Genomic DNA, 23,204 nt, shown 5'->3' with positions numbered 1-23,204 from the left:
TGGCCGCAGCCGTTGAACTCTGCTTCAAGGACGGGCGGATGGAGCGCTTTCCGACAAAGGGCCTGCAAATTTCTTCGACGCTAATTCCGGACTGCGACCGCGGTTTCCGGAGCATATTCGCCGATGAAACCCCGCCAATGGGCAATCGCGAAGCCGAGGACCACCAGCGCGCCGGCCTGGTGCGTCAGCGCCACGTCAAGCGGCACCTGCATGAGAAGCGTCGCAATGCCAAGCACGGCCTGGAGACAGATCAGGCCGAAGAGCACGACTGCGCGGCGGGCATGTGTCGTGCGAGGCGCGGTCTTCAACATCACCACCATATGCCACAGCGCCAGCGCGAGAAGCGCATAGGCTCCGACGCGATGAACGAACTGCACCGTCTTCGGGTTCTCGAAGAGATTGATCCACCACGGCTGCTGGATGAGGAGATCGCCGGGGACCAACGCCCCGTCCATCAGCGGCCAGGTATTGTAGGAGAAACCCGCGTCGAGGCCGGCGACCAGTGCGCCAAGATAGATCTGGAAAAGGCTCATCGCCGCCAGAAGCACCGCGCCGGCCTTCGCCCGGCCTTCCGGCGCGACATCGTCACTATGCGGAGACAGGCCGCGCATGATCCACACACAGGCGGAGAAGATGAGACAGGCGATCACCAGATGCGTTGCAAGCCGGTACTGCGAGACGCTGACAAGCTTGGTCAATCCTGAAGAGACCATCCACCAGCCGATGAAGCCCTGGAAGCCGCCGAGCGCCAGAACGCCGGTGAGCGGCCAGCGCAACCGCCTTTCGATGCGACCGGTCAACCAGAAGAAAATCAGCGGCACGGCGAAGACGACGCCGATCGAGCGGGCCAGAAAGCGGTGCGCCCATTCCCACCAGAATATCGACTTGAACTCGTCGACCGTCATCTCCTTGTTGACTTCCTGGTATTGCGGGATGCGCTGGTAGAGGCGGAACTCCTCCTCCCATTCCTCGGCCGAAAGCGGCGGGATGACACCGTGGATCGGCTTCCATTCGGTGATGGACAGGCCGGAATCGGTGAGCCGCGTCGCACCTCCGACGAGCACCAGACAGAAGAGCGTGAAGACAACGAAGGCGAGCCAGATGCGCACCGCCTTGCGGTCGCGCTCGCGGCGCTTCGTCTGTTTCAAAACGTCGATGATCACGGCATCGGTCGCCGACATGGGGCACGCTCCTGTCGCTCACGCCAAAGACGCATTCATACGCCTTTTGTTCTTTCGCGTTGCTTTGCCCCATCGACCCGTGCAAAACAAGCCCCGGCGCTTTGCGGCATGCGGTCGCGGACAGGCGGTCGCCATAAAGGAGAAGCATTTTGGTCCCGCGTTTGAGAAGTTTCATCGGCACCATCCTGATCATCATTCTGGTGATCACATATGCGCTTCTCGCCACGACTTTCGCGACGCTGCTCCTCGCCACCTCGCCCTGGTGGGTGCATTTCCTCTATTTCCTGCTCTCCGGCATGCTCTGGGTGCTGCCGGCGATGCTGATCATCAAGTGGATGGCCGGGCCGAAGCCTGGAAAATAACCTTTTTACCGCCGATTAACCAGCAGCAGCGGTTTTGTTGCCTATAAACCGAATCTTGGCGCTCCTTCCCTATCCTGCCTGCAAGAGGCAATAGCGGGCGCGCCATGCAGCAGCGGAAAGTCCAGTACGGGGAGCAGGCCATCGAGACGCCTGGAGAGCGGGCTGGCGACACCGCGATGCGTTTTTCCGAACTGACGCTTGTCATCTCACGCGATCCGCGCTCAGTCGAAGCGGAATGGCGCCGCCTCGAAGGATTTACGAAGAACTCGCTGCATCAGGGTTTCGACTGGTGCCTTGCCTGGACAGAAGCGCACGAAAGCGCGCTTACGATCGTTCAGGGGATTGCCGGCGGACGTGTGGTTTTGATCCTGCCACTCGAAATCGTGCAAGAGAACGGCATTCGGATAGCCCGCTTTCCCGGCGACCGATTCAACAACATCAATACCGGCCTTTTCGATGACGGCCTCGCAGCGCCGAATACGGAGGATCTCCGGAATTTCGCCTTTGCGCTGCGGATCGCCTTGCGGAACGAGGCCGATCTCATCGTTCTCGACAATATCCCGCTCATGTGGCGCGACAGGCAGCACCCGCTGTCCGGACTCGCGACGATCGAGAACCAGAACCATTCCTTCCAGCTTCCGCTCTTTGCGAATTTCGAGGCGACGATCGCGCAGTTGAGCGCCAAGAGCCGCCGCAAGAAGTTTCGCTCTTCAACCCGCAAGCTCGAAGCGATCGGCGGTTATGAACATGTCATCGCCACCGAGCAAAGCGAAAAACACGCGCTTCTCGACCCCTTCTTTCATCAGAAGGGCGCACGGCTGGCGATGTTCGGCTTGCCGGACGTCTTTTCGGCACCTGTGATCCGCGACTTCTTCCACCGGCTGCTCGATGTGCCGGTTGATGGCTTCGACACACCGCTTGCCCTGCACGCCATCCGTCTGCGTGGCGAGCACGAAGGCCATATTTGCGCGATTGCCGGCCTGTCGCGCAAGGGCGATCATGTCATCTGCCAGTTCGGCTCGATCGACGAAAGCATATGCCCGGAAGCCAGCCCCGGCGAGCTTCTGTTCTGGCTGATGATCGAACTGTCCTGCCGGGAGGGTGCTTCGATCTTCGACTTCGGCGTCGGCGACCAGCCCTACAAGCGCAACTGGTGCACACAGGAAACGGTGCAGCACGATATCCTGTTGCCGCTGACATGGAAGGGGACATTCATGCGTCCCCTGCGGGTTGTCGTGACCAGGGCCAAGGCGATGATCAAGCGCAATCCGCATCTTTATGCGATCGTGCAGCGTTGGCGATCCAACCGTTGCCAGAAGGCTCCGGAGTCCCCGATCTCCAGCACGGCATAATTCAATCAGGCGGCGCGGCGGCCGCGGCGCGGCGAATGCCGGTCGCCGGCTTCTGTCATGATCAGCAGATTGCGGTAACCCGCTCCTTCGAAATCCACGACCAGCTTTGCCACGTCCTCGTCCTTGAAACCGGGGACGGAGAGGATGATCTCCGGCGTCTCGTCGCGGGTCAGGCGCGAAATACCGGATATCTCCGCCGGGCCGCATTCGATGAGCACGAGGTCATAGGCATCCGCCAGCGCATCGATGATCATCGTCAGGCGATCCGCGCCGCGCATGGCGCGGTCCGGATCGGAAATGCCGTGCGGGATGATATGGGCGTCGGAGAGCCGGTCCCGATGGATGGCGTCGCCAAAGACGGTTTCGCCGCAGAGCAGATCGGTGATGCCGGGCAGCCTGGGATTGTCCGCCATCAGGCCGGTCGGGCAGGTGGAGCCCGTCATGTCGATCAGGACCACGGTGGAGCCTCGCTCGGACACCTCGCGAGCCAGCATGACGGTTGCGGCCGAGCCCTCGTCACCGGCCGGTGATATGGCGATCGCAACCGGAATGTCGTGGCGCAGGAGGTAGTGAGCGACCGAACCGATCGTGAAGCTTCGTTCCTCGGCTTCGATTGCGTCGCTCCGTTCCTCGACCTCGCGTGCAAGGGCCTCCCCGACCACCTTGGCGCGGACCTTCTCGGCGGTTGTCCTGACGTCCTCCCGCGCTGGCGCGGGCCGATCGAACCGTGCGGCTTCCGCCTGCATCTGGTGGAACGGCAGAGGAGCGGCCGCCACGGGTTCGGCAGGCAGCGGCGCGTCGACCGGCGCGACAACCTCCCCCTCCTCGACCTCGCGCACCCCCGACGGACGGAGTGCGCGGCCGCTGAAGAGCTCGATGACCATGACAATCAGGCAACCGAAGATGAAGGTCGCAAGCGATACGACGATCACAATCGGGATGACCTTCGGGAAATAGGGCTCGGACGGTTCGACGGCGCGCGACACGATACGGGCGTCTGCCGGAGCGGCATTGCCGTCGAGACGGGAGGTCGCCTCGCGATAGCGGGCAAGATAGGTTTCGAGCAACTGACGCTGGGCAGCCGCTTCACGTTCGAGCGCGCGAAGCCCCACTTCCTCCTCGCCGGCCTTGGCGGAATCAGCCTTCAACCCGTTGAGCTGTGCCATGAGCTGGCGTTCGCGCAGCCGCGACACTTCCGCTTCGTTATCGAGGCTTGCAAGAATTTTCTTGGTCTCGGCGTCGATCTGCTGGCGGATGCCGGCGAGCTGGGCCCGCAAGCCTCTCAGCCGCGGATGGCCTTCGAGCAGCGACGTGGACAGGTCAGAGACCTGAGCCTGCAGATTGGCTTCCGCTTCCTTCAGGCGCTGGATGACCTGCGAGCCGACCACATCGGTCAACGTATCGGACGCCCGGCCGGCTTTGAGCGAGGCGCGGACGTTTTCGGCGCGCGCCTCGGCATTCGCCCGTTCCGCCCGCACCCGGGCAAGCTCGGTGGAGATATCGTTGAGCTGCTGGGTCGAGAAACTGTTGGTCTCCGTGGTCTGGAAGAGGCCGTTGGAGGAGCGGTAGTCGGCCACCTTCCCTTCGGCTTCCTTGACCTTCTGCGTCAGGCTGGCGATTTCCGGCTCGAGCCATTTGGCAGTCTCCGAATGGGTATCGAGCTTGGCGCTGCTCTGGATCTGGAGATAGACCTCCGCCATCTTGTTCGGGATGTCGGCCGCGAGCTTCGGATCGTGCGAGGAAAATTCGATCGCGATGACGCGGGAGTTTTCGACCGGATAGACCTGCAGCTTCTCACGGAATTCCTGGATTACCCGATCCTCCGGATCAAGCGTCATCGGATCCTGCTTGAGTCCGATCAGCACCAGGGGATCGGGGAACAGAGATTGCGCAGCCGGATCGAATTCCTCGAGCTCGGCAAGCTTGAGATCGCGAACGACCCGATTGATGAGGTCGGTGGATTGCAGGAGTTGCGCCTGGCTGGTGATGTTGAGCGAGTCGAGGATCGGATCGTTCGCCTGCGGGGTGCCCTCTCCTCCGGTCAGGTTGGGCGACCGGGACTCGATCAGCAGCCGCGTCTCGCCCCGGTAACTCGGTTTCATCAGGCTGGTTCCGACGAGGGCCACGGCGGCAGCGACGATTGTAGCGCCGATGATCCTGGCCTTGCGCTCCCAGACCGCCGAGATGATCCGCCCGAGATCGATATCCACGTCCTGACTGCTGCCGTTTACGCCTGACATCATACGCTCCAACTCATCGATTTCGGCGGATGGTAAAGGATCATGGTAACGCGAGGGTTAATGCTCTTTCAGGGTAGCACCGGCTCCACCATAAAGCGCAAACTTGCAGCCTCTTTACCGGGCATTAACCCTAACGGATCGATAACGGGCGCAATGGTATGAACAGCCGGAGCTCGGAAGCGGAAATGTCCTTCGCTCGCCCCCAACATGTGCTGGCGCTCGCACTTGCCGTGGCCGTGACGGCGATTGCCGGCTGCACGAGCAATGCGCCGGCGCCCAGAAGCTTTCAGGAAGCGACGGTCCAGCCTTACCGGCTCGACAGCGGCGACCGGCTGCGCATCAGCGTTTTCGAACAGCCAAGCCTCAGCAACACCTATACGGTCGACCAGGCCGGTTATATCGCCTTCCCGCTGATCGGTCAGGTGGCGGCACGCGGCCAGACGATGCCGGCACTGGAAGGCGCGATCGCTGCCCGCCTCCGGCAGGGCTACCTGCGCGATCCGGACGTGACGATCGAAGTCGACCGCTATCGGCCCGTCTTCGTGATGGGTGAAGTGGGGCGGCCTGGACAATATTCCTACGTTCCCGGCATGACCGCCCAGAACGCCATCGCGATTGCCGGCGGCTTCACCTCCCGCGGCAACCAGCGCGATGTCGACGTCACCCGCAAGATCAACGACCGGGTGATCACGGGCCGCACGACGGTCACCGCGCCGGTGCTGGCAGGCGATACGATCTATGTCCGTGAGCGGCTCTTCTGACCGGACCATAGATATGGCCGAGCGCGCGCCCTTGAGGATACTCCACTGCTTCCGATCGCCCGTCGGCGGAATCTTCCGCCATGTGCGCGATCTGGTCGAGGAGCATCGGGCCGCAGGCCACGAGGTCGGCATTCTGTGCGACAGCTCGACCGGCGGAGCGCATGAGGACCGGCTTTTCCAAAGCATCGAGCCGCAGCTTTCGCTCGGCCTCACCCGTATTCCGCTGCGCCGTGCGATCGTTCCATCCGACCTCATGGCCATCTACAGAAGTTATAAACATATCAAAAGTTTGAAGCCGGATATCCTGCATGGGCATGGCGCCAAGGGCGGCGCATTGGCCCGGCTGATCGGCTCAACGCTGCGGGTCAACAAGTATCGCGTAGCCCGCCTTTATTCGCCTCACGGAGGCAGCCTGCATTTCGATCGGTCGAGCCTGTCCGGTCGAATCGTGCTCGGCCTCGAACGTTTCCAGGAGCATTTCGGCGATGCCCTCGTCTTTGTCTGCGATTACGAGCGGCGCACCTACGAAGCCAAGGTCGGAAAGCCGCGCACGCTCACCAAAGTCATCTACAACGGCATCAAGGATGCCGAGTTCGAGACGATCGCCGCCGACCCGTCGGCTCCGCATTTCCTCTATATCGGCATGCTGCGCGACCTCAAAGGCCCGGATGTCTTCATCGACGCCTTCGCCCGGACCGAGCGAGCCGTCGGGTACCCACTCCTGGCCCTGATGGTCGGCGATGGGCCGGACCGGGACCGTTACGAGGCGATGATGGCGGAGCGCGGGCTTGGCCGCCGCATCGAGATGAAACCGGCCATGCCGGCGCGGGAGGCTTTTGCTCAGGCGAAGATCGTCGTTGTTCCCTCCCGCGCGGAAGCCATGCCCTATATCGTGCTGGAGGCGCTTGCGGCCGGCAAGGCGGTGATCGCCTCGCGGGTCGGCGGCATTCCGGAAGTGCTCGGCGAGACGAGTGAAGCCCTTGCAGTGCCCGGCAATGCGGAGGATCTCGCCCGCGTCATGACACAAGCGGTCACCACGCCCGGCTGGAAGGATCGCGTCATGCCGAAACCGGAAGCCTTCAAGGCGGTGTTCTCCGCCTCGGTCATGGCCCGGGAGATGCTGGAACTGTATCAAAATCTGTTAGATCCCAACCCTGTTGCAGGACATCGTTAAAGGCTTCCTTCACCTCTTTTTGCTAAGCGGTTCGCATGCCTTCCAACCCGCAGGGGTCGGAGGTCGAAGGGATCGGCCATGAACCAGCCAAGCAAGTCCGAACAGTTCGATATGGAAAGTCTTCGCCGGAAGGCTTCGGAGATACGCAACACCGGCGAAAGCCCTGATCCGGCGGATGTCACTGCGCTCAATCCGTTTGCCCGGCAGATCGCCGAGCAGTTTCGCAACGACAGCACCTCGCCGACCATGCTGATCGGCCAGTTCCGCCTGTTCGAACTCGCGGTGCTGCTGGCGATCGGCCTGCTCGTCGGTGCGTTGATGGCGCCGATCGATACCGGCGATTTTCTTGCCCGCTTCGCCCTCATCACATCGGGGGCGACACTCACGGTCCTGCTGTTGCAGGTTGCCGATACCTATCAGATTCCGTCTCTGCGCGGTGCCAGCCGTACTGCCAGCCGCGTCTTCATCGGCTGGACGCTCGGCTTTCTGGCGACCGCCGCAGCCCTCTATTTCGCAGAGCCTCGCCCCTACTCCATCGCCGCCCTTCTCGTCTGGTTCGTCGCCGGCGCCGGCTTCCTGTTCCTCGAACGCCAGCTCACCGCCTTCGCCATCCGCAACTGGGCCCGAAACGGGGTCATGGAGCGCCGTGCCGTCATCGTCGGCGGCGGCGAGCCTGCCAAGCAGCTCGTGCGCCAGCTCGAGCAGCAGCCCGACAACGACATCCGCATCTGTGGCATCTTCGATGACCGCAACAGCGAACGTTCCCCGACCGTGGTCGCCGGTTATCCGAAGCTCGGCACCTTTGCGGAACTCGTCGAATTCGCACGGCTTGCCCGCATCGACATGCTGATCATCGCGCTTCCCGCCACCGCCGAGCAGCGCATCCTGCAGCTTCTGCGCAAACTCTGGGTGCTGCCGGTCGACATCCGCCTCGCCGCGCACGCCAACCGCCTGCGTTTCCGTCCGCGCTCCTATTCGCATGTCGGCGCCGTGCCGATGTTCGACCTTTTCGACAAGCCGATCCGCGATTGGGATTCGGTTGCCAAGCGTGTCTTCGACATCGCCTTTTCGCTGATCGCGATCGTGCTCTTCTGGCCGATCATGCTTGCCGCGGCGATCGCCGTGAAGACCACGTCCAAGGGGCCGATCCTCTTTCGCCAGAAGCGCCACGGCTTCAACAACGAGGTGATCGAGGTGCTGAAATTCCGCTCCATGTACACCGACATGAGCGACCAGACCGCGATCAGGGCCGTCACCAAGGGCGATCCGCGCGTGACACCGGTCGGCCGCTTCCTGCGCAAATCCTCGATCGATGAGCTGCCGCAGCTCTTCAACGTGCTCCGCGGCGAGCTTTCCCTCGTCGGCCCGCGCCCGCATGCGGTGAGTGCGCAAACGGGAACGCGCAAATATGTCGACGTGGTCGAGAGCTATTTCGCCCGCCACCGCGTCAAGCCCGGCGTCACCGGCTGGGCGCAGATCAACGGGCTTCGCGGCGAACTCGACAGCGACGAAAAGATCCGCGCCCGCACGGCTTACGATCTCGACTATATCGAGAACTGGTCGCTGCTCTTCGACCTGAAGATCCTGTTCCTCACGCCGGTCCGGCTGCTCAACACGGACAATGCCTATTGAGCGCGATCGCCCAAGATCATCGTGCGCATTTTGACAGCCGGCTTGCGGCCCTGAGGCTCGCCGGTTCCGGCATGCTCGCCTTCGGCGTCTTCCTGTCCGGCTTCGTGATCTCGGAACCCGCGCCTTACGAACTGATCATGGTGATCCAGATCGCCATCTGGTTCCTGCTGGGCCTTGCGATATCCCGTACGGTCGCGCCACTTCTGGTCATGCTGCTCATCTTCAACCTGAGCGGCCTCACCACCATGTTCGTCATGAAGGACATGAGCGGGGCGCCGATGTATTTCGCCGTCTCGACTTTCCTGGCGTTGAGTTCGGTCTTCTATGCCGCGATGATCGAAAGCGATCACCGGCGGCTCGACCTGATCTTCAAGGCATGGGTGGCGGCGGCGATCATCACGGCGATGCTCGGTATTGCCGGTTACTTCAACGCCTTTCCGGGCGCGCATGTCTTCACCCGCTACAACCGCGCCATGGGCGCGTTCCAGGACCCGAACGTCTTCGGCCCCTATCTGGTCGCCCCCCTCCTCTACCTGCTCTACCGCCTGCTGACGGGACCGCTTTTGAAGGCGCCGCTGCTGATCCTCGGCATATTGATCCTGGCGCTCGGCATCTTTCTGTCCTTCTCGCGCGCCGCCTGGGGCCTGCTCGTCTTTGCGGGCGTCGCGCTCGTCGTCGTCATGCTGCTGAAAGAGCGGACGACCGCCTTCCGCTTCAAGATCCTGGCGATCTCGGTGGGGGCTGCGGTCTTCCTCGTACTGGCGCTTGCGATCGCGCTGCAATTTCCGCAGGTCTCCGATCTCTTCACGAACCGCGCGAGATTGGTGCAGGAATACGACGGCGCACGTCTCGGCCGCTTCGAACGCCACAAGATCGGCTTCCTGATGGCGATGGAACGGCCGCTCGGGCTGGGACCGATGGCGTTCGGCAAGATATTCGGCGAAGACGAGCACAATATCTGGCTGAAGACGCTGACGACCTACGGCTGGCTCGGCGCTATCACCTATCAGGTCACGATCTGGTCGACGCTGTGGTTCGGCTTCCGCTACATGCTGCGCGAACGCCCCTGGCAGCCCTACCTGATGATCGCCTGGGTGATGATCCTCGGCCATGCGATCATCGGCAACGTCATCGACACCGACCACTGGCGGCATTTCTACCTGCTGCTCGGCATCGTCTGGGGCTGCGCCGCACTCGAACATCGCCACACTCTTTCCCGTCGGCCTGCCTCGCCTGCCACAGCCCGGACTTGACTTCCGGCCTCTTCGCGCCAAATCTGTTCCCATGCTGATCGCCTCTCAATTGCGCGCCGCGCGTGCCATGACGGGAATGACGGTGGAGGACCTTTCCGCCGCTTCCGGTCTTTCCAAATCCGCCATCGAGGAAGCCGAAGCCGCCCAGGTCTTCGCCGATGCGGGGGTAACCGAACGGCTGCGCACCATCTTCGAATCGAGAGGCATCCTTTTCCTCGGCGCCGGCGAGGGCGACGATCCCGGCGCGGGACCAGGTGTCCGGCTGCGCCAGCAGTTCCATGACGAAGGCATCCGACCGCAGAACCTCAATGCCGCCAACGACGGCTAGAGCGGGATGCCGAAAAGTGTGAGCGGTTTTCGGGTAATATCCCGCTAACCTTTTGATGTAGACCAGGATTCAGATTCTAGGCCGATCGGACCTAAAATCATCCTGATCTGGAGAGAAGGCCGGCTGCGCCTCAAGACCTCCCTGGTCTTCATGCGTGTTTCACCGATCCGGACGGTGAAAGGCGCCGCACATGACCTGTCCCGACGATTGTCATCTCGTCATCGTCGGTTTGATCCTGATCATTGTCGGCCTCGGTTTCCACGTTTATCGGGAAAGCACCTGATTGCGTCCAGACGATCTTCGTGAGGGCAGTATCAAAGTCTAAGGGACCCGAGGGCTCTTAGCATGTACATTTTTAACAATAAAAGCGCAGAATTCCGGGAACAAAGATTCATTCATGAACATTGAGGTCTGAATAAGCAAAAGAGGGGAAGGCCATGACGACAAACATCAACATCGGCGAAGTTGAGAACAAGGGTTTGAAGAAAGTCTGGAGCGTCGCTGAGTTCGCCAAGCGCTACCGCCTGGACAGGCAGGAGGAAGCCCGTCTCCTGAAGCTTCTCGGCCCCTTCGCATCCCAGCAGGAACTTCTGATGAACGCCAGCCGGGCACCGCGCTTCCGCTGAGTGCCGGCGTCCACAATCTTGCATGATAAGCAGATTCGACCCTCGTTTCCCGAAGTCCTGAACAGGTCGCTTTTCGGTCTTGTCCCCGCGCCACCCCTCTGCCGGGCAGACACAGGAACAACGATTATGACGGGGAATTCAAAGAGTTAAATGGTCGGGGCGGCGGGATTTGAACCCACGACCCCTTGACCCCCAGTCAAGTGCGCTACCGGGCTGCGCTACGCCCCGACCAGCTCAATGAGCAGGATTTCCCTAGTCTTTCGGGCTTGCGGATGCAAGCCCTTATTTTCGGTCACGGAGAACAAATCGGTACAAAAGTCCCACGTGGGACTTTGGAGGCGGAAAGCCGGATGTTCTTCATCCACCCCGAGGGAGGAAGCGGCTTGCGACGAGGGCCGGTATCGAAGCCTCAACAAGCCCCGTCCGGAAAGTGCTTCGCCGTGACCGTTGACAGGGCCGTGCGAGTTTCTATCCTGCTACTCTCTCCGGTTTCATTGGCATGAGAAGGAAGAACGAGTGGCGAGAAGCGGCCTTTTACGTTTATTGAAGACGATCGTCCTGTCACCCCTCTACACGCTGCAGATTTTTTCCACCGCAAAGAGTTTCCGGAAGAATCCCATTCTTGGCAATGAACGGCTGAACCGGCGCGGATTGCATATCTGGCGTGTGAAGCTGGCCGCGAAAATCGCCGCGTCACGGCGCCGGAAATTGCAGCATCTCGTTCCGGAAGAAGAACGCAACTTTTTTGCGGAAAACGGTTACATTGAACGCCGCAACCTCCTTCCCGAAGCGGCGTTCCGGAAACTCGTTGCCGAGATCGATGCGCTGGAAGCGCCGGCGCTTGAAATGAAGGAGGGGGCTGCCGTCACGCGCCGCATGCCGCTGTGGCCGGGCATTCTCGGCGATTCCCCGACGATAAGGGCTCTCTTGGACGATAGCAGCTGGTTGAATGCCGTTCGCTATGTCGGTGGCTTCAATAGCGAACCCCTCGTCTCGGTCCAAACGATTTTCGGCACGCCTTCCGTTCATCTCGACAAGAAGGATCCGCAGACCAATTTGCATATGGATACATTTCATCCGACGGTGAAAGCCTGGTATTTCCTCCATGACGTGCCCGAGGACGAAGGGCCTTTCACCTATGTCGCGGGATCGCATAAACTTACCAGGCGCCGGCTTGCCTGGCAGAAACGCATGAGCATCAGCGCCGCCCGCGCGAAGTCCGGCGGAGCGTTCAGGATTTCCCGATCCATGCTGAAGCGATTGCATCTGCCGCCGCCGACCGCATTTGCAGTTCCGGCAAATACGCTGATTATCGGCGACACATTCGGATTTCACGCTCGCGGATATTCCGCCCGCCCTTCCATAAGAGTGGAAATCTATACCTCGCAGCGATTGAACCCGTTTCTTCCCTTCGTCGGCCCCGATCTTGCCCGGCTGCCCTTTGTTCGCGGGTGCAAGCAAACCCTCGCCTGGCATGTCGAAAACCTGGCGACGCGGCTTGGCCTCTATCGCTCACCGATGCGCCTGATCGGCAAGGTTCGCCCCCGCCAGCCTCGCACATAGAACCGCTGATCGCCGGCTCCACCGACTGCCGGTGCAAGGGAAAAATCCACCGAATGCACACGACGCCTGCAAAGCCGCTCCGGACACGGGAACCCGCCCCGCCTTCGGCGACGGAGCGGAGCTTTCCGCGACCTCAGTAATACGGCGAGATGCACCGGCGGCGTGGGCCGTGATAGGGCTGGAACGTGTTGTCATAAGCCCTGTACGACCGGTAGCGGGCATAGCACCAGCGCGTATGGGCGCTTGCGCCTCTGTAGTACCGGCGCGGCGGCGCATAGCGTGGCTGTGCCAGCGCACCGCCGATGATCGCACCCAAAGCCAGACCACCGATGATCGCGCCGGCATCCGGACCGTGACGATGATGACGGCGGTAGTAGCGGTCGCGGTAATAGCGGTCGCGATAGTAGCGGCGGTCCCGGCGATCGCGATGTCGCCAGTATTGCACCTGTTCTGCGGCCTGCGGCGCCTCGATCCTCGGCGCGCTCACCGACGGAAAGGCCTGGGCCGGCGCGACACCTGTGAAAGCCGTGATCAGGGACAAGCCGATGATTGCGAGCTTCTTCCTCATAATTCACCTCCTCTGATCCTTCCTATTGAAGAAAATATTCCTCCTTTTCGCCTGAACCAGAGGTGAATGGTAAATTCATCGTTATATGCGCAAAGATTAGTGCTCTACCTGACCTGATCGAGCAGGCGCTTGCATTCCAGAAGATCGAACAGCGCCTCCTGCAGGAGCGCGCGATCCTCCTTGCCGACGCTCGACTTGCCGACCGAGACTTCCGGCACATCGTCGTCATGGGAAGAGCCGAAGCCGAAAAACCGGCCGCTTGGCTTGACCTTGGGACGCCCGACGATCTGATCTTCTTCGGTCGTGCTGACCTTCGGCTCGACATGCTTCTCGGTGTTTGCCGCCATGAGCGCTTCCATGGTGGCAAGGTCGCCGGAAGCAATCGCCGCAACGAACTTGTTGCCGTTCGTCTTCAGGAGCTTCTGAACGCCCTTGATCGTATAACCATGGTCATAGAGCAAATGGCGGATGCCCTTCAACAGATCCACGTCTTCGGGACGGTAGTAGCGCCGTCCGCCGCCACGCTTCATCGGCCTGATCTGCGGAAAGCGCGTCTCCCAGAAACGCAGCACATGCTGGGGCAGATCGAGATCGTCTGCGACCTCGCTGATCGTACGAAAGGCGTCCGGGCTCTTGTCCAAGTGTCACTCTCCCAACAGCGAACTGCCGATTCTCCCCGCCGATAGGCATCCAGCCTCCGAGACATTCAATGATTATGCGGCGAATCGAACATATCTCAACGGTTTAAGCCGCGAGATTCAAGTATGTTCACAAGATTGGAGAAGACTGCAGCCGCGTCAGGCGACCGGGCTTGCCGGCTTCTGCTTCGCCTTGCGTGCCGTATGCGCCTTCAGAATGCGCTGCTTGAGAACGTTGGAAGCCTTGAAAGTCATGACCCTACGCGGCGAGATCGGCACTTCCTCGCCGGTTTTCGGATTGCGACCGATCCGCTCGTTCTTGGACCGCACCTGGAATGTTGCGAAGGAGGAAAGCTTGACGACCTCGCCCCGGATGATCGCGTTGCAAATCTCATCGATGACCGTCTCGACAAGCTCGGCCGATTCCGTCCGCGAAAGCCCGACCTTGCGGAATACCGATTCTGCAAGGTCCGCTCGTGTCACTGTCTTGCCGGCCATGATCCCCGCCCAATTCTCGATATTGATCTTTTCGAAGCCGATAGAGAGTATTTTGCTTGGGCGCGAGGGTCAAGCACCTGTGCTCAATCACTTATTTGGTTTGACCGCACGGTATCGCCTTACCAGCGGACGAGCAGCGCACCCCAGGTGAAGCCTCCCCCCATCGCTTCCAGCATGACCAGATCGCCTTTCTTGATGCGCCCGTCGGAAGCCGCGACCGAGAGCGCCAACGGAATCGAGGCAGCAGACGTGTTGCCGTGCAGGTCGACCGTCACGACCACTTTTTCGAGCGGAATGCCGAGTTTCTTGGCCGAGCCGTCGATGATGCGGCGGTTGGCCTGATGCGGAACCAGCCAGTCGAGATCTTCCGCAGTCGTACCGGTCGCGGCGAACGCAGCTTCGATCACGTCGGTGATCATGCCGACGGCATGTTTGAAGACCTCGCGGCCCTCCATCCGCAGATGGCCGACGGTGCCGGTCGAGGAAGGCCCGCCATCCACGTAGAGCTTCTCCTTGTGCGTGCCGTCGGAGCGCAGATGCGCGGTCAGTATGCCGCGGTCGAAGATCGTGCCCTTGCCTTCCTGCGCTTCCAGAACGAGCGCGCCAGCGCCGTCGCCGAAGAGCACGCAGGTGGTCCGGTCCTTCCAGTCAAGGATGCGGGAGAAGGTTTCCGCGCCGATGACGAGCACGCGCTTCGCCATGCCGCCGCGGATATACAGATCGGCGGTCGCCATCGCATAGACGAAGCCGGAACAGACAGCCTGCATGTCGAAGGCATAGCCGTGGGTCATGCCGAGCCGCCTCTGGATGTCGACGGCCGTCGCCGGAAAAGTATTATCGGGCGTCGAGGTCGCGACCAGCACAAGATCGATGTCGTCCGGCGTCAGGCCGGCATTGTCAAGCGCCGCGCGCGCCGCCTCCGCGCCAAGCGAAGCCGTGGTCTCCCCCTCGCCCGCGATGTAGCGCTGGCGAATGCCGGTCCGCTGGACGATCCATTCATCGGAAGTCTCGACGACACCTTCCAACTCTTTGTTGGTCATTACCCGCTTTGGGAGCGCTGCTCCGTAACCGCGAACCACTGAACGGATCATTTACACTACATCCTGTCGTCATGCCGCTTCGGGACCAGCCGGCGGCTGGCGACGGGCATGATAAAAATTCAAATCCTGCGCGATCTTTTCATTGAGATCATTGCGCGCCATGTCGTAGCCGACGTCGATCGCCGCAGCGAAACCCTCCGCATCCGTACCGCCATGGCTCTTGATGACGATACCGTTCAGCCCAAGGAAAACACCGCCATTGACCTTGCGCGGGTCCATCTTCTCGCGCAACCGGTCGAAGGCGCCCTTGGCAAACAGGTAACCGATCCTGGCGAAGACGGTACGGGACATCGCCTCGCGTAAAAGCGTAGCGATCTGCCGCGCGGTGCCTTCTGCCGCCTTCAGCGCGATATTGCCGGTGAACCCTTCGGTCACCACAACGTCGACGGTGCCCTTGCCGATGTCGTCGCCTTCCACGAAACCGTGATAGGCGATCGTCGGCAGGTTGGCTTCACGGATCAGGCGGCCCGCCTCCCTAACCTCTTCCTGACCCTTCACTTCCTCGACGCCGACATTGAGAAGCCCGACGGTCGGCCGTTCCACTTCGAAGAGCGCGCGAGCCATGGCGCCGCCCATCAACGAGAAATCGAGAAGCTGCTGGGCATCGGCGCCGATCGTCGCACCGATGTCGAGCACGATGCTTTCCCCCTTCAGCGTCGGCCAGATGCCTGCGATCGCCGGCCGTTCGATATTGGCCATGGTGCGCAAACAGAATTTCGCCATCGCCATCAGCGCGCCGGTATTGCCGGCCGAGACGACGACATCCGCCTCGCCGAGCTTGACGGCTTCGATCGACCGCCACATGGTCGAGACATAGCGGCCGCGGCGCAAAGCCGCGCTTGGCTTCTCCTCCATGCTGACGGCCAACTCGCAGTCATGGAAGACCGACCTGTCCCGAAGCTTCGGATATTTCGCCAGCCACGGCTCGCATTGGGCTTTCAGGCCATAGATGAGGAAAGTCACATCCGGATGGCGCTCCAATGCCTTGGCGGCACCGGGGATGACGACCTCGGGACCAAAATCACCACCCATGGCGTCGAGAGAAATTCTGATCACGCGTCCCTGATCCTTAATCTTCGCCGAGCGCATCACCCGATCATGGAGCCATGCGCCAGTTTATCGTCTCCAGCGACCCCGCTCATGCGCGGCCCTGCCGGCGAATTCGTGGCCAAAATATAGTTTTTGTTGCCGCTTACAACCGCCCTCAGTCCTTTTTCCAATCTTTCAGGACTGCGAAGGGGTTGGGTCGTGCCGGCGTCTCATCCGCATCGTCTTCCAGGTGATCGGCAAACTCGATACCGGGCTTGCGCGGATAGGGATCGATGGCAAGTGCTGCAAATTCCGCAACCACTGCGCCGGCATCGATCGTATCACCGGAAAAGGTCTCCGGAAGATCCGGCCCTTCCGGATCAAGCACCATCTCGGCGGCATCGCTGGTGACGATCCGTGCAAGTTTCGAGCCTTCCGGCACGAAGATCTGTTCCAAATCCTCGTCGATCTTCGAACTGACGGGCTCAAGCGTCACTACGCAGGCCTGGACGATATCCGCTGTGACCCGTCCTTTGAGGCGCACGCCATCCTTCTTCCAGCGGGCGACCTGGAGGTCTGCCTTCAGCGAATTGACTGCAAGAACCTGCCAAAGGCTAGCCAGTTCCCCCAGCTCGCGCGCATTCGCCTCGATATGCACCGTCACGGGATTGGCGGAGATGTGCCCGACTTTCACGGGATAGGAAAAGGGAGGCTTGTCGCCTCCGCCGTATTTGTTCTTCATGGAACCTCACTTTCCCGCCAAAGGCTCCGGCGGCGGCAGAACGACCTGCCCGCGGGAAATCTCGTCTTCGGACACTCCGGCAAGTGTCACTTCGGCCGCAATCATCCACTCCGCCAACCCACGCATCGCGGGCGCATCTTCTCTCTCCGGATAGATATTGCGCCGGACCGCTGCCGCAAGTGCCCCGCCATCCCTCTCTTCCAGGGCTGCGGCATAAGTCTCCAGGCGCCCGTAGAACATGCCTGCCAGTTTCTTCATCCGCTTCGGCACGCTCTGGTCGCCGATGCCGAGTTCCCGGATCGAATGGTCGATATCCTGGAAGAAGGCATCAACGATCTCCTGGGCGAGTTCCTGGCCGCTGGCGTCGGATTTCGCCGTGCGGCGAAAGAACAGGATCATCACGATCGAGAGCATTTCGAAACGCCCCATCACCGTGTCGGGCACGTCGAGATCGCTATAAAAGAAAGGAACGCGCGCGGCAGACGTCAAGGCCGCGTATTGCCGGTCGACGATCGACTGATTGCGATTCTTCTTCTTGAAAAGGCCGAAGATCATCCGAATTCCTGTTCCTTGCTTCCGCGAATGACCCAGAGCGACGCCCGGCCATGTTGCATGGAAACGAAAGCTGGTTTACCGAAGCAGGCACGAATTGCAATGCCGTTCCGCCGGATCAGCGAACGGGGCGATGATCTTTGTGCCCGAATATCGGGAGCAAGATCAATCCTATGTCCCCGAATAGCCACAATGGTATGAGCAGCAAGGGCGCGTTGAGTTGGGGAATGCGGTTGAACAAGCGGGTTTTCGGGTACGAGATGACATTCTTGAATAAGACCGCGATGGCGATGGTCGTCGCATCCATCACCGTCTCGGGTTGCACGTCCATGCAAATCGGCGACACCATGTATAACGGCTATGTTATCGACCAGCAGTCGCTGAACCTCATTCCAGTCGGATCGAGTCGCGAACAGGTGCTGCTCACCATGGGCACCCCGTCGACGACGGCGACCTTCGACAGCGAGGTCTTCTATTACATCTCGCAGAAGCGCACGCGGGCGGCCGCCTTCATGAAGCCTCGGCTCGTCGAGCAGACGGTGCTGGCGATCTATTTCGACAAGGACGGCGTCATCGCCCGCCGCGCCAACTACACGCTGCAGGATGGCAAGGTGTTCGACACGATCTCGCGCACGACGCCGACCGGCGGCCGCGACCTCACCTTCCTGCAGCAGCTCCTGTCCGGTGGCACCGGCGCCGCCAGCGGCGGTGCGGCCGCAGCCCGCAGCATCTTCCAGAATCTCGGGAACTGATTAAAGCCGACTGCGAATGGGAAGGCCCGCGGAGATCGCTCCCCGCGGGCCTTTTCCGTTTCAGGCAGAAGATATCAACCAGCGAGAATCGCAAGCAGCAGCAGCGCCACGATATTGGTGATCTTGATCGCCGGGTTGACAGCCGGGCCGGCCGTGTCCTTGTAGGGATCGCCGACGGTGTCGCCGGTGACGGAGGCCTTGTGCGCATCCGAGCCCTTGAAGTGCTTGACGCCGTCCTTGTCGGTAAAGCCGTCCTCGAAGCTTTTCTTGGCATTGTCCCAGGCGCCGCCGCCCGACGTCATGGAGATCGCCACGAAAAGGCCGTTGACGATGACGCCCAGCAGCGATGCACCGAGTGCTGCGAAGGCCGAGGCCTTGTCGCCGCCGGAGATCAGCAGAACGCCGAAATAGACGACGATCGGCGCCAGAACCGGAAGCATCGACGGCACGATCATCTCGCGGATCGCCGCCTTGGTCAGCATGTCGACCGCACGACCGTAATCCGGCTTTTCCGTGCCTTCCATGATACCGGGCTTCTCACGAAACTGGCGGCGGACTTCCTCGACCACCGCACCACCCGCCTTGCCGACGGCGGTCATGGCGATGCCACCGAAGAGGTAAGGGATCAGGCCGCCGAAGATCAGGCCAGCGACAACATAGGGGTTGGACAGGCTGAAGGAGATTTCACCGATGCCGCTGAAATAGGGATATTCGGCAGGGTTGGCGGCGAAATACTGCAGGTCGTTGGAATAGGCGGCGAAGAGAACCAGCGCGCCCAGGCCCGCCGAACCGATCGCATAACCCTTGGTGACGGCCTTGGTCGTGTTGCCGACCGCGTCGAGCGCGTCGGTCGACTTGCGCACTTCCGGCGGCAGGTGGGCCATTTCGGCGATGCCGCCGGCATTGTCCGTCACCGGGCCGAAGGCGTCGAGCGCGACGATCATGCCGGCAAGGCCGAGCATGGTGGTCACCGCGATCGCCGTGCCGAACAGGCCGCCGAACTGGTATGTGGCGATAATACCGCCGACGATGACGATCGCCGGGAGGGCGGTCGATTCGAGCGATACGGCCAGGCCCTGAATGACATTGGTGCCGTGGCCGGTCACCGAGGCCTGCGCGATCGAGTTCACCGGCCGCTTGTTGGTGCCGGTGTAATATTCGGTGATCACCACGATCAGCGCCGTCACCACGAGGCCGAGCAGGCCGCAGATGAACAGATTCGTGCCGGTGATTTCCATACCCGCGATCGTGCCGATCGTTCCCCAGCCAATGGTGAGCGATGTGGCCGCACCGAGACCGAGGATCGACAACAGGCCGGTGACGATCAGACCTTTGTAGAGCGCGCCCATGATCGAGCCGTTGGAGCCGAGCTTCACGAAGAACGTGCCGATGATCGAGGTGACGATGCAGGCCCCGCAGATCGCCAGCGGATAGACCATGACGGTTTCGAGGATCGGCGCACCGGCAAAGAAGATCGCCGCAAGGACCATCGTGGCGACGACGGTCACCGCATAGGTCTCGAAGAGGTCGGCAGCCATGCCGGCGCAATCGCCGACATTGTCGCCGACGTTGTCGGCGATCGTTGCCGGATTGCGCGGATCGTCTTCCGGAATGCCGGCTTCGACCTTGCCGACGAGATCGCCGCCGACGTCCGCGCCCTTGGTGAAGATGCCGCCGCCGAGACGGGCGAAGATCGAGATCAGCGAGGCACCGAAGCCGAGCGCCACGAGCGCGTCGATCACTTCACGAGAGCCGCTCGGGTGACCGAGGACGGAGGTCAGGATTAGGTAGTAGATCGAAACGCCGAGGAGAGCGAGGCCCGCCACCAGCATGCCGGTGATCGCGCCCGACTTGAAAGCGATATCGAGGCCGGCGGCAAGGCTCTGCGAGGAGGCCTGGGCCGTGCGCACGTTGGCGCGGACCGATACATGCATGCCGATAAAGCCGGCAGCGCCCGAAAGCACAGCGCCGATGATGAAGCCGATCGCCGCCGAGCCGGACAGGAGCAGCCAGGCCAGGATGGCCACCACGACGCCGACCATGGCGATGGTCATGTACTGGCGCGTCAGATAGGCCTGCGCACCTTCACGGATATAGCCGGCGATCTCCTGCATGCGCTGATTGCCCTGATCGGCAGCCAGCACCGAGCGCGTCGCCCAGATGGCATAAATGATCGACAGCAGGCCGCAGACGATCACACCCCAAATTACGGTCATTCGCTTTCCCTCTCCCTAAGCGCCGGACGGTCAAATCCCTCCGGCCATGCACCCCGCGGCGCGGCACCTTTCCCGAAGATGCCAGAAGCACCGCAATATTCCATGCGCATTTCCGCGCAGGCGACCGCCTCCCCTCCCCGGGAGTTCGGGTTCGCTCACGCGGAGGCGAGATTGCGGTGGAGAAGAACCGGCGTCAAGCCCGAAAGGGCAAGACTTCAAGCAGATTTGGTGGAACGCGACTTGGCCATCAGCGCCAGGATGAGGACGAGGCAGAGGATCGTCACCGGCCAGATGATGAGGTTCATGAACGACCAGCCATAAGCGGTGAAGACCTTGCCGGAGGAGAACGACGAGAGGGCCACCGTGGTGAACAGGATGATGTCGTGGAAACCCTGCACCTTGTCGGCCTCGTGCGGGCGGTAGCTGGAGGCGACGATCGCGGTCGAGCCGATGAAGCCGAAGTTCCAGCCGATGCCGAGCAGCACCAGCGCACCCCAGAAGTTCCAGAGTTCGATGCCCATATGGGCGACGACCGCGCAGCCCATGAGGATGAGAAGGCCTGCGGCGACGATTTTCTCGACGCCGAAGCGGGAGATCAGCATGCCGGTGAAGAAGCTCGGCGCGAACATGGCGAGCACATGCCACTGGATGCCGAGAGTCGCCATTTCCGACGGGAAACCGCAGCCGATCACCATGGCGAGCGGCGCGCCGGTCATCATGAAGGTCATCAACGCATAGGAGCCGATGCCGCAGACCATGCCGGTGATGAAGCGCTGCGTCAGCACGATTTCGCGCAGCGGTCGTACGGGCCCCGCCGAAGCGGTGCCGACAGCCTCCGGCAGTTTCAGCGGCGAAAGCATGGCGATGGCCAGCAGGCAGAGCGGAATGATCGCCATGAAGGCACCGGCAAACAGAACCGGCTCGAACAGATCCTGGGTCCAGATCGCAAGTTGCGGGCCGAGCACCGCAGAGACGATGCCGGCCGCCAGAATCCAGGAAATCGCCTTCGGCTTGTAGAAGGACGGCGAGGCATCGGCGGCGGCGAAGCGGATTTTCTGGGTGAAGCCGTTGCAGAGGCCGATCAGCAAGAGGCCCAGCGCGAAGAGCCAGAAATTCGCCTGGAAGAGCGCGATTGCCGCAACGGCTGCGCCGAATGCACCCAGAAGCGCGCCCAGCATGAAGCTCGACTTGCGGCCGAGGAAACGCGAGGAAACGGCGATCGCGACGGCGCCCGCCGCCATGCCGACGTTGAAGCCGGTCAGCGGCGCCGTCGAAAGCGATTTGTCGTCACCGAGAAGCTGATAACCCGCGAGCCCGCCGAGCGCAAAGACCATGGGCGGACCCGAACCCAGGATCGCCTGGGTGGCGGCAAGGAGCGCGACGCTGCGCCGGGCCGTCTGCAACTGCTTCTGAAGACCGTCCACCGTTGCGTCCATAGGTCCCTGCCCGGCTATTTCTTCGCTTCGCCGCGCGCCTGCTTGGCGATACGGTCAAGAACGGCGTTGACGATGCGCGGCTCGTCCTCTTCGAAGAAGGCACGGGCGATTTCGACATATTCGGTGACGATGACGGCTACCGGCACGTCCTTGCGCTCGAGAATCTCGAACGTACCCGCCCTAAGGATGGCGCGCAGCGTCGAATCGAGGCGCGAGAGCGGCCAGTCTTCCTGCAGCGAGGCACGGATCAGCGGGTCAATCTTCGTCTGGTCGCGCACAACGCCGGAGACGATGGAACGGAACCAGGAGGCATCCGCCTTCAGGTAGGTCTCGCCGTCCAGTTCCTGGCCGAGGCGATGGGCCTCGTATTCCGCCACGACCTCCAGCACGCCAGTGCCGCCTATATCCATCTGATAAAGTGCCTGCACGGCGGCAAGACGGGCGGCGCCTCGCTGATTGGCCTGCTTGACCGGCTGTTCGCCTTCCTTTGTCATGAAATCAACCACCATAAAGTTTTTCTCGCAGCGCGATCATGGAAAGCGCTGCCCGGGCAGCAAAGCCGCCCTTGTCCTTGTCCGAACGGCGCGCACGCGCCCAGGCCTGTTCCTCGTTCTCGCAGGTCAGGATGCCGTTGCCGATCGCCAGTGATTCGGAGACGGCAAGATCCATCAGCGCGCGCGCGGATTCGTTCGAGACGATGTCGAAATGATAGGTCTCGCCGCGGATCACCATGCCGAGCGCAACGAAACCGTCGTAATTCCTGCCCCCTTCCTCGGCTGCATCCAGCGCCATCGCGATCGCCGGCGGAACCTCCAGGGCACCCGGAACCGTCACGACGTCATAGGTCGCTCCCGCTTCCTTGAGCGCATGAGTCGCACCGTCGAGCAGCGCATCGGACATGTCGTCGTAAAAGCGCGCCTCGACGATCAGCATGTGGGGCTTGGTATCGGACATGGGTTTTTCCTGCGGAAATTGGCGGGATTTGCATCTTTCCCGATTGCGGCGGTCAAATCATGGCGCGGGCGGATTGGCAAGTGTTTTTAGAGCCGCAGCCCTGCAGCGCCGGCACAGCAGATCTGCCTACGCGCGGAAGCCGGCGTAGTTCGCAATCAGTTACGGGAGAGCCCACGCACATGCGAAACCTCTCAAATGTATAATGTAGTGGCTCCGCATGTGCGTGGCCTTCGGCGTTCTTTCGGGG

General features: G+C 61.6%; 22 protein-coding genes, 1 tRNA gene and 1 pseudogene. 10 read left to right on the top strand and 14 right to left on the bottom strand.

Features of this window, described 5'->3' with window-relative positions:
• Positions 1–80 precede the first annotated feature (80 nt).
• Positions 81–1,181, bottom strand: coding sequence for a COX15/CtaA family protein (locus JL39_RS12880; protein WP_037150710.1), 1,101 nt, complete (start codon positions 1,179–1,181; stop codon positions 81–83).
• Positions 1,182–1,330: 149 nt separating this feature from the next.
• Between JL39_RS12880 and JL39_RS12875 the strand changes: the two genes are divergently transcribed.
• The gene (locus tag JL39_RS12875) at positions 1,331–1,543 is read left to right on the top strand and encodes a DUF2842 domain-containing protein (protein ID WP_037150708.1); all 213 of its coding nucleotides are present in this window, start codon (positions 1,331–1,333) and stop codon (positions 1,541–1,543) included.
• A 104-nt stretch (positions 1,544–1,647) separates the two neighbouring features.
• A complete protein-coding gene (locus JL39_RS12870) occupies positions 1,648–2,895 on the top strand; it encodes a GNAT family N-acetyltransferase (RefSeq protein ID WP_037150706.1) in 1,248 nt (415 codons plus the stop codon).
• Between the two features lie 5 nt (positions 2,896–2,900).
• Here the strand turns inward: JL39_RS12870 and JL39_RS12865 are convergent, their stop codons facing one another.
• On the bottom strand, positions 2,901–5,135 hold the full coding sequence (locus tag JL39_RS12865) for an exopolysaccharide transport family protein (protein ID WP_037150704.1): 2,235 nt from the start codon (positions 5,133–5,135) through the stop codon (positions 2,901–2,903).
• 185 nt (positions 5,136–5,320) lie between these two features.
• On the opposite strand from JL39_RS12865, the gene JL39_RS12860 reads away from it, so the two are divergent.
• From JL39_RS12860 to JL39_RS12835, 6 genes are all read left to right on the top strand, one after another.
• Positions 5,321–5,896: a polysaccharide biosynthesis/export family protein gene (locus JL39_RS12860; protein ID WP_037150702.1), complete on the top strand. Its 576-nt coding sequence runs from the start codon at positions 5,321–5,323 to the stop codon at positions 5,894–5,896.
• A 13-nt stretch (positions 5,897–5,909) separates the two neighbouring features.
• The gene (locus JL39_RS12855) at positions 5,910–7,070 is read left to right on the top strand and encodes a glycosyltransferase family 4 protein (protein WP_037150701.1); all 1,161 of its coding nucleotides are present in this window, start codon (positions 5,910–5,912) and stop codon (positions 7,068–7,070) included.
• A gap of 78 nt (positions 7,071–7,148) precedes the next feature.
• Positions 7,149–8,702, top strand: coding sequence for an undecaprenyl-phosphate glucose phosphotransferase (locus JL39_RS12850; protein WP_037150699.1), 1,554 nt, complete (start codon positions 7,149–7,151; stop codon positions 8,700–8,702).
• Positions 8,699–9,955 (top strand): O-antigen ligase family protein, encoded by a 1,257-nt coding sequence (locus tag JL39_RS12845; RefSeq protein WP_037150698.1) that lies wholly within the window; start codon positions 8,699–8,701, stop codon positions 9,953–9,955. Before JL39_RS12850 ends, JL39_RS12845 begins: the two co-directional genes overlap by 4 nt.
• A 31-nt stretch (positions 9,956–9,986) precedes the next feature.
• On the top strand, positions 9,987–10,283 hold the full coding sequence (locus JL39_RS12840) for a helix-turn-helix transcriptional regulator (RefSeq protein ID WP_037150697.1): 297 nt from the start codon (positions 9,987–9,989) through the stop codon (positions 10,281–10,283).
• Positions 10,284–10,720: 437 nt separating this feature from the next.
• On the top strand, positions 10,721–10,909 hold the full coding sequence (locus JL39_RS12835) for a hypothetical protein (RefSeq protein ID WP_037150696.1): 189 nt from the start codon (positions 10,721–10,723) through the stop codon (positions 10,907–10,909).
• Positions 10,910–11,060: 151 nt separating this feature from the next.
• On the opposite strand, the gene JL39_RS12830 is transcribed toward JL39_RS12835, so the two are convergent.
• A tRNA-Pro gene (locus JL39_RS12830) sits at positions 11,061–11,137 on the bottom strand.
• A gap of 288 nt (positions 11,138–11,425) precedes the next feature.
• Between JL39_RS12830 and JL39_RS12825 the strand changes: the two genes are divergently transcribed.
• Entirely contained in the window at positions 11,426–12,472 is a 1,047-nt protein-coding gene (locus JL39_RS12825; RefSeq protein ID WP_227702419.1) for a phytanoyl-CoA dioxygenase family protein, read from the top strand.
• 133 nt (positions 12,473–12,605) lie between these two features.
• On the opposite strand, the gene JL39_RS12820 is transcribed toward JL39_RS12825, so the two are convergent.
• From JL39_RS12820 to JL39_RS12790, 7 genes are all read right to left on the bottom strand, one after another.
• Positions 12,606–13,040: a BA14K family protein gene (locus JL39_RS12820; protein ID WP_037150694.1), complete on the bottom strand. Its 435-nt coding sequence runs from the start codon at positions 13,038–13,040 to the stop codon at positions 12,606–12,608.
• A 104-nt stretch (positions 13,041–13,144) separates the two neighbouring features.
• Complete coding sequence (locus tag JL39_RS12815) at positions 13,145–13,681, bottom strand: MerR family transcriptional regulator (RefSeq protein ID WP_037150693.1); 537 nt, start codon at positions 13,679–13,681, stop codon at positions 13,145–13,147.
• 156 nt (positions 13,682–13,837) lie between these two features.
• Positions 13,838–14,176: an integration host factor subunit alpha gene (locus JL39_RS12810; protein WP_037150692.1), complete on the bottom strand. Its 339-nt coding sequence runs from the start codon at positions 14,174–14,176 to the stop codon at positions 13,838–13,840.
• Between the two features lie 119 nt (positions 14,177–14,295).
• The gene (locus JL39_RS12805; RefSeq protein WP_037150690.1) at positions 14,296–15,267 is read right to left on the bottom strand and encodes a beta-ketoacyl-ACP synthase III; all 972 of its coding nucleotides are present in this window, start codon (positions 15,265–15,267) and stop codon (positions 14,296–14,298) included.
• 18 nt (positions 15,268–15,285) lie between these two features.
• A complete protein-coding gene (gene plsX, locus JL39_RS12800; RefSeq protein WP_037150950.1) occupies positions 15,286–16,332 on the bottom strand; it encodes a phosphate acyltransferase PlsX in 1,047 nt (348 codons plus the stop codon).
• A gap of 148 nt (positions 16,333–16,480) precedes the next feature.
• Positions 16,481–17,047, bottom strand: coding sequence for a DUF177 domain-containing protein (locus tag JL39_RS12795; RefSeq protein WP_037150688.1), 567 nt, complete (start codon positions 17,045–17,047; stop codon positions 16,481–16,483).
• A gap of 6 nt (positions 17,048–17,053) precedes the next feature.
• A complete protein-coding gene (locus tag JL39_RS12790) occupies positions 17,054–17,602 on the bottom strand; it encodes a ubiquinol-cytochrome C chaperone family protein (RefSeq protein ID WP_037150686.1) in 549 nt (182 codons plus the stop codon).
• Positions 17,603–17,826: 224 nt separating this feature from the next.
• Between JL39_RS12790 and JL39_RS12785 the strand changes: the two genes are divergently transcribed.
• Entirely contained in the window at positions 17,827–18,351 is a 525-nt protein-coding gene (locus JL39_RS12785; protein WP_037150683.1) for an outer membrane protein assembly factor BamE, read from the top strand.
• A gap of 74 nt (positions 18,352–18,425) precedes the next feature.
• On the opposite strand, the gene JL39_RS12780 is transcribed toward JL39_RS12785, so the two are convergent.
• The 4 genes and pseudogenes from JL39_RS12780 to JL39_RS12765 form a co-directional block, all read right to left on the bottom strand.
• Positions 18,426–20,567 (bottom strand): sodium-translocating pyrophosphatase, encoded by a 2,142-nt coding sequence (locus tag JL39_RS12780; protein ID WP_037150680.1) that lies wholly within the window; start codon positions 20,565–20,567, stop codon positions 18,426–18,428.
• Between the two features lie 215 nt (positions 20,568–20,782).
• Positions 20,783–22,003 (bottom strand): MFS transporter, encoded by a 1,221-nt coding sequence (locus JL39_RS12775; protein ID WP_037150678.1) that lies wholly within the window; start codon positions 22,001–22,003, stop codon positions 20,783–20,785.
• 14 nt (positions 22,004–22,017) lie between these two features.
• The gene (nusB, locus tag JL39_RS12770) at positions 22,018–22,497 is read right to left on the bottom strand and encodes a transcription antitermination factor NusB (RefSeq protein ID WP_037150948.1); all 480 of its coding nucleotides are present in this window, start codon (positions 22,495–22,497) and stop codon (positions 22,018–22,020) included.
• A gap of 4 nt (positions 22,498–22,501) precedes the next feature.
• Positions 22,502–22,981, bottom strand: a pseudogene (locus JL39_RS12765) (6,7-dimethyl-8-ribityllumazine synthase); the annotation flags it as partial.
• Between the last annotated feature and the right edge of the window lie 223 nt (positions 22,982–23,204).

The sequence above is a fragment of the Rhizobium sp. YS-1r genome, assembly GCF_000757525.1.
Lineage (GTDB): Bacteria > Pseudomonadota > Alphaproteobacteria > Rhizobiales > Rhizobiaceae > Neorhizobium > Neorhizobium petrolearium.
Note: the sequence above shows the minus strand (reverse complement) of the source record. Positions and strands in the feature narration are given on the sequence as shown.

Bases quoted from the DNA above. Each gene is read 5' to 3' on its own strand.
- JL39_RS12790 (WP_037150686.1), bottom strand. From the start codon at position 17,602: ATGATCTTCGGCCTTTTCAAGAAGAAGAATCGCAATCAGTCGATCGTC.
- JL39_RS12785 (WP_037150683.1), top strand. From the start codon at position 17,827: ATGCGGTTGAACAAGCGGGTTTTCGGGTACGAGATGACATTCTTGAAT.
- JL39_RS12850 (WP_037150699.1), top strand. From the start codon at position 7,149: ATGAACCAGCCAAGCAAGTCCGAACAGTTCGATATGGAAAGTCTTCGC.
- JL39_RS12855 (WP_037150701.1), top strand. From the start codon at position 5,910: ATGGCCGAGCGCGCGCCCTTGAGGATACTCCACTGCTTCCGATCGCCC.
- JL39_RS12870 (WP_037150706.1), top strand. From the start codon at position 1,648: ATGCAGCAGCGGAAAGTCCAGTACGGGGAGCAGGCCATCGAGACGCCT.
- JL39_RS12805 (WP_037150690.1), bottom strand. From the start codon at position 15,267: ATGATCCGTTCAGTGGTTCGCGGTTACGGAGCAGCGCTCCCAAAGCGG.
- JL39_RS12860 (WP_037150702.1), top strand. From the start codon at position 5,321: ATGTCCTTCGCTCGCCCCCAACATGTGCTGGCGCTCGCACTTGCCGTG.
- JL39_RS12835 (WP_037150696.1), top strand. From the start codon at position 10,721: ATGACGACAAACATCAACATCGGCGAAGTTGAGAACAAGGGTTTGAAG.
- JL39_RS12865 (WP_037150704.1), bottom strand. From the start codon at position 5,135: ATGTCAGGCGTAAACGGCAGCAGTCAGGACGTGGATATCGATCTCGGG.
- JL39_RS12775 (WP_037150678.1), bottom strand. From the start codon at position 22,003: ATGGACGCAACGGTGGACGGTCTTCAGAAGCAGTTGCAGACGGCCCGG.
- JL39_RS12880 (WP_037150710.1), bottom strand. From the start codon at position 1,181: ATGTCGGCGACCGATGCCGTGATCATCGACGTTTTGAAACAGACGAAG.
- nusB (WP_037150948.1), bottom strand. From the start codon at position 22,497: ATGACAAAGGAAGGCGAACAGCCGGTCAAGCAGGCCAATCAGCGAGGC.
- JL39_RS12840 (WP_037150697.1), top strand. From the start codon at position 9,987: ATGCTGATCGCCTCTCAATTGCGCGCCGCGCGTGCCATGACGGGAATG.
- JL39_RS12820 (WP_037150694.1), bottom strand. From the start codon at position 13,040: ATGAGGAAGAAGCTCGCAATCATCGGCTTGTCCCTGATCACGGCTTTC.
- JL39_RS12795 (WP_037150688.1), bottom strand. From the start codon at position 17,047: ATGAAGAACAAATACGGCGGAGGCGACAAGCCTCCCTTTTCCTATCCC.
- JL39_RS12810 (WP_037150692.1), bottom strand. From the start codon at position 14,176: ATGGCCGGCAAGACAGTGACACGAGCGGACCTTGCAGAATCGGTATTC.
- JL39_RS12780 (WP_037150680.1), bottom strand. From the start codon at position 20,567: ATGACCGTAATTTGGGGTGTGATCGTCTGCGGCCTGCTGTCGATCATT.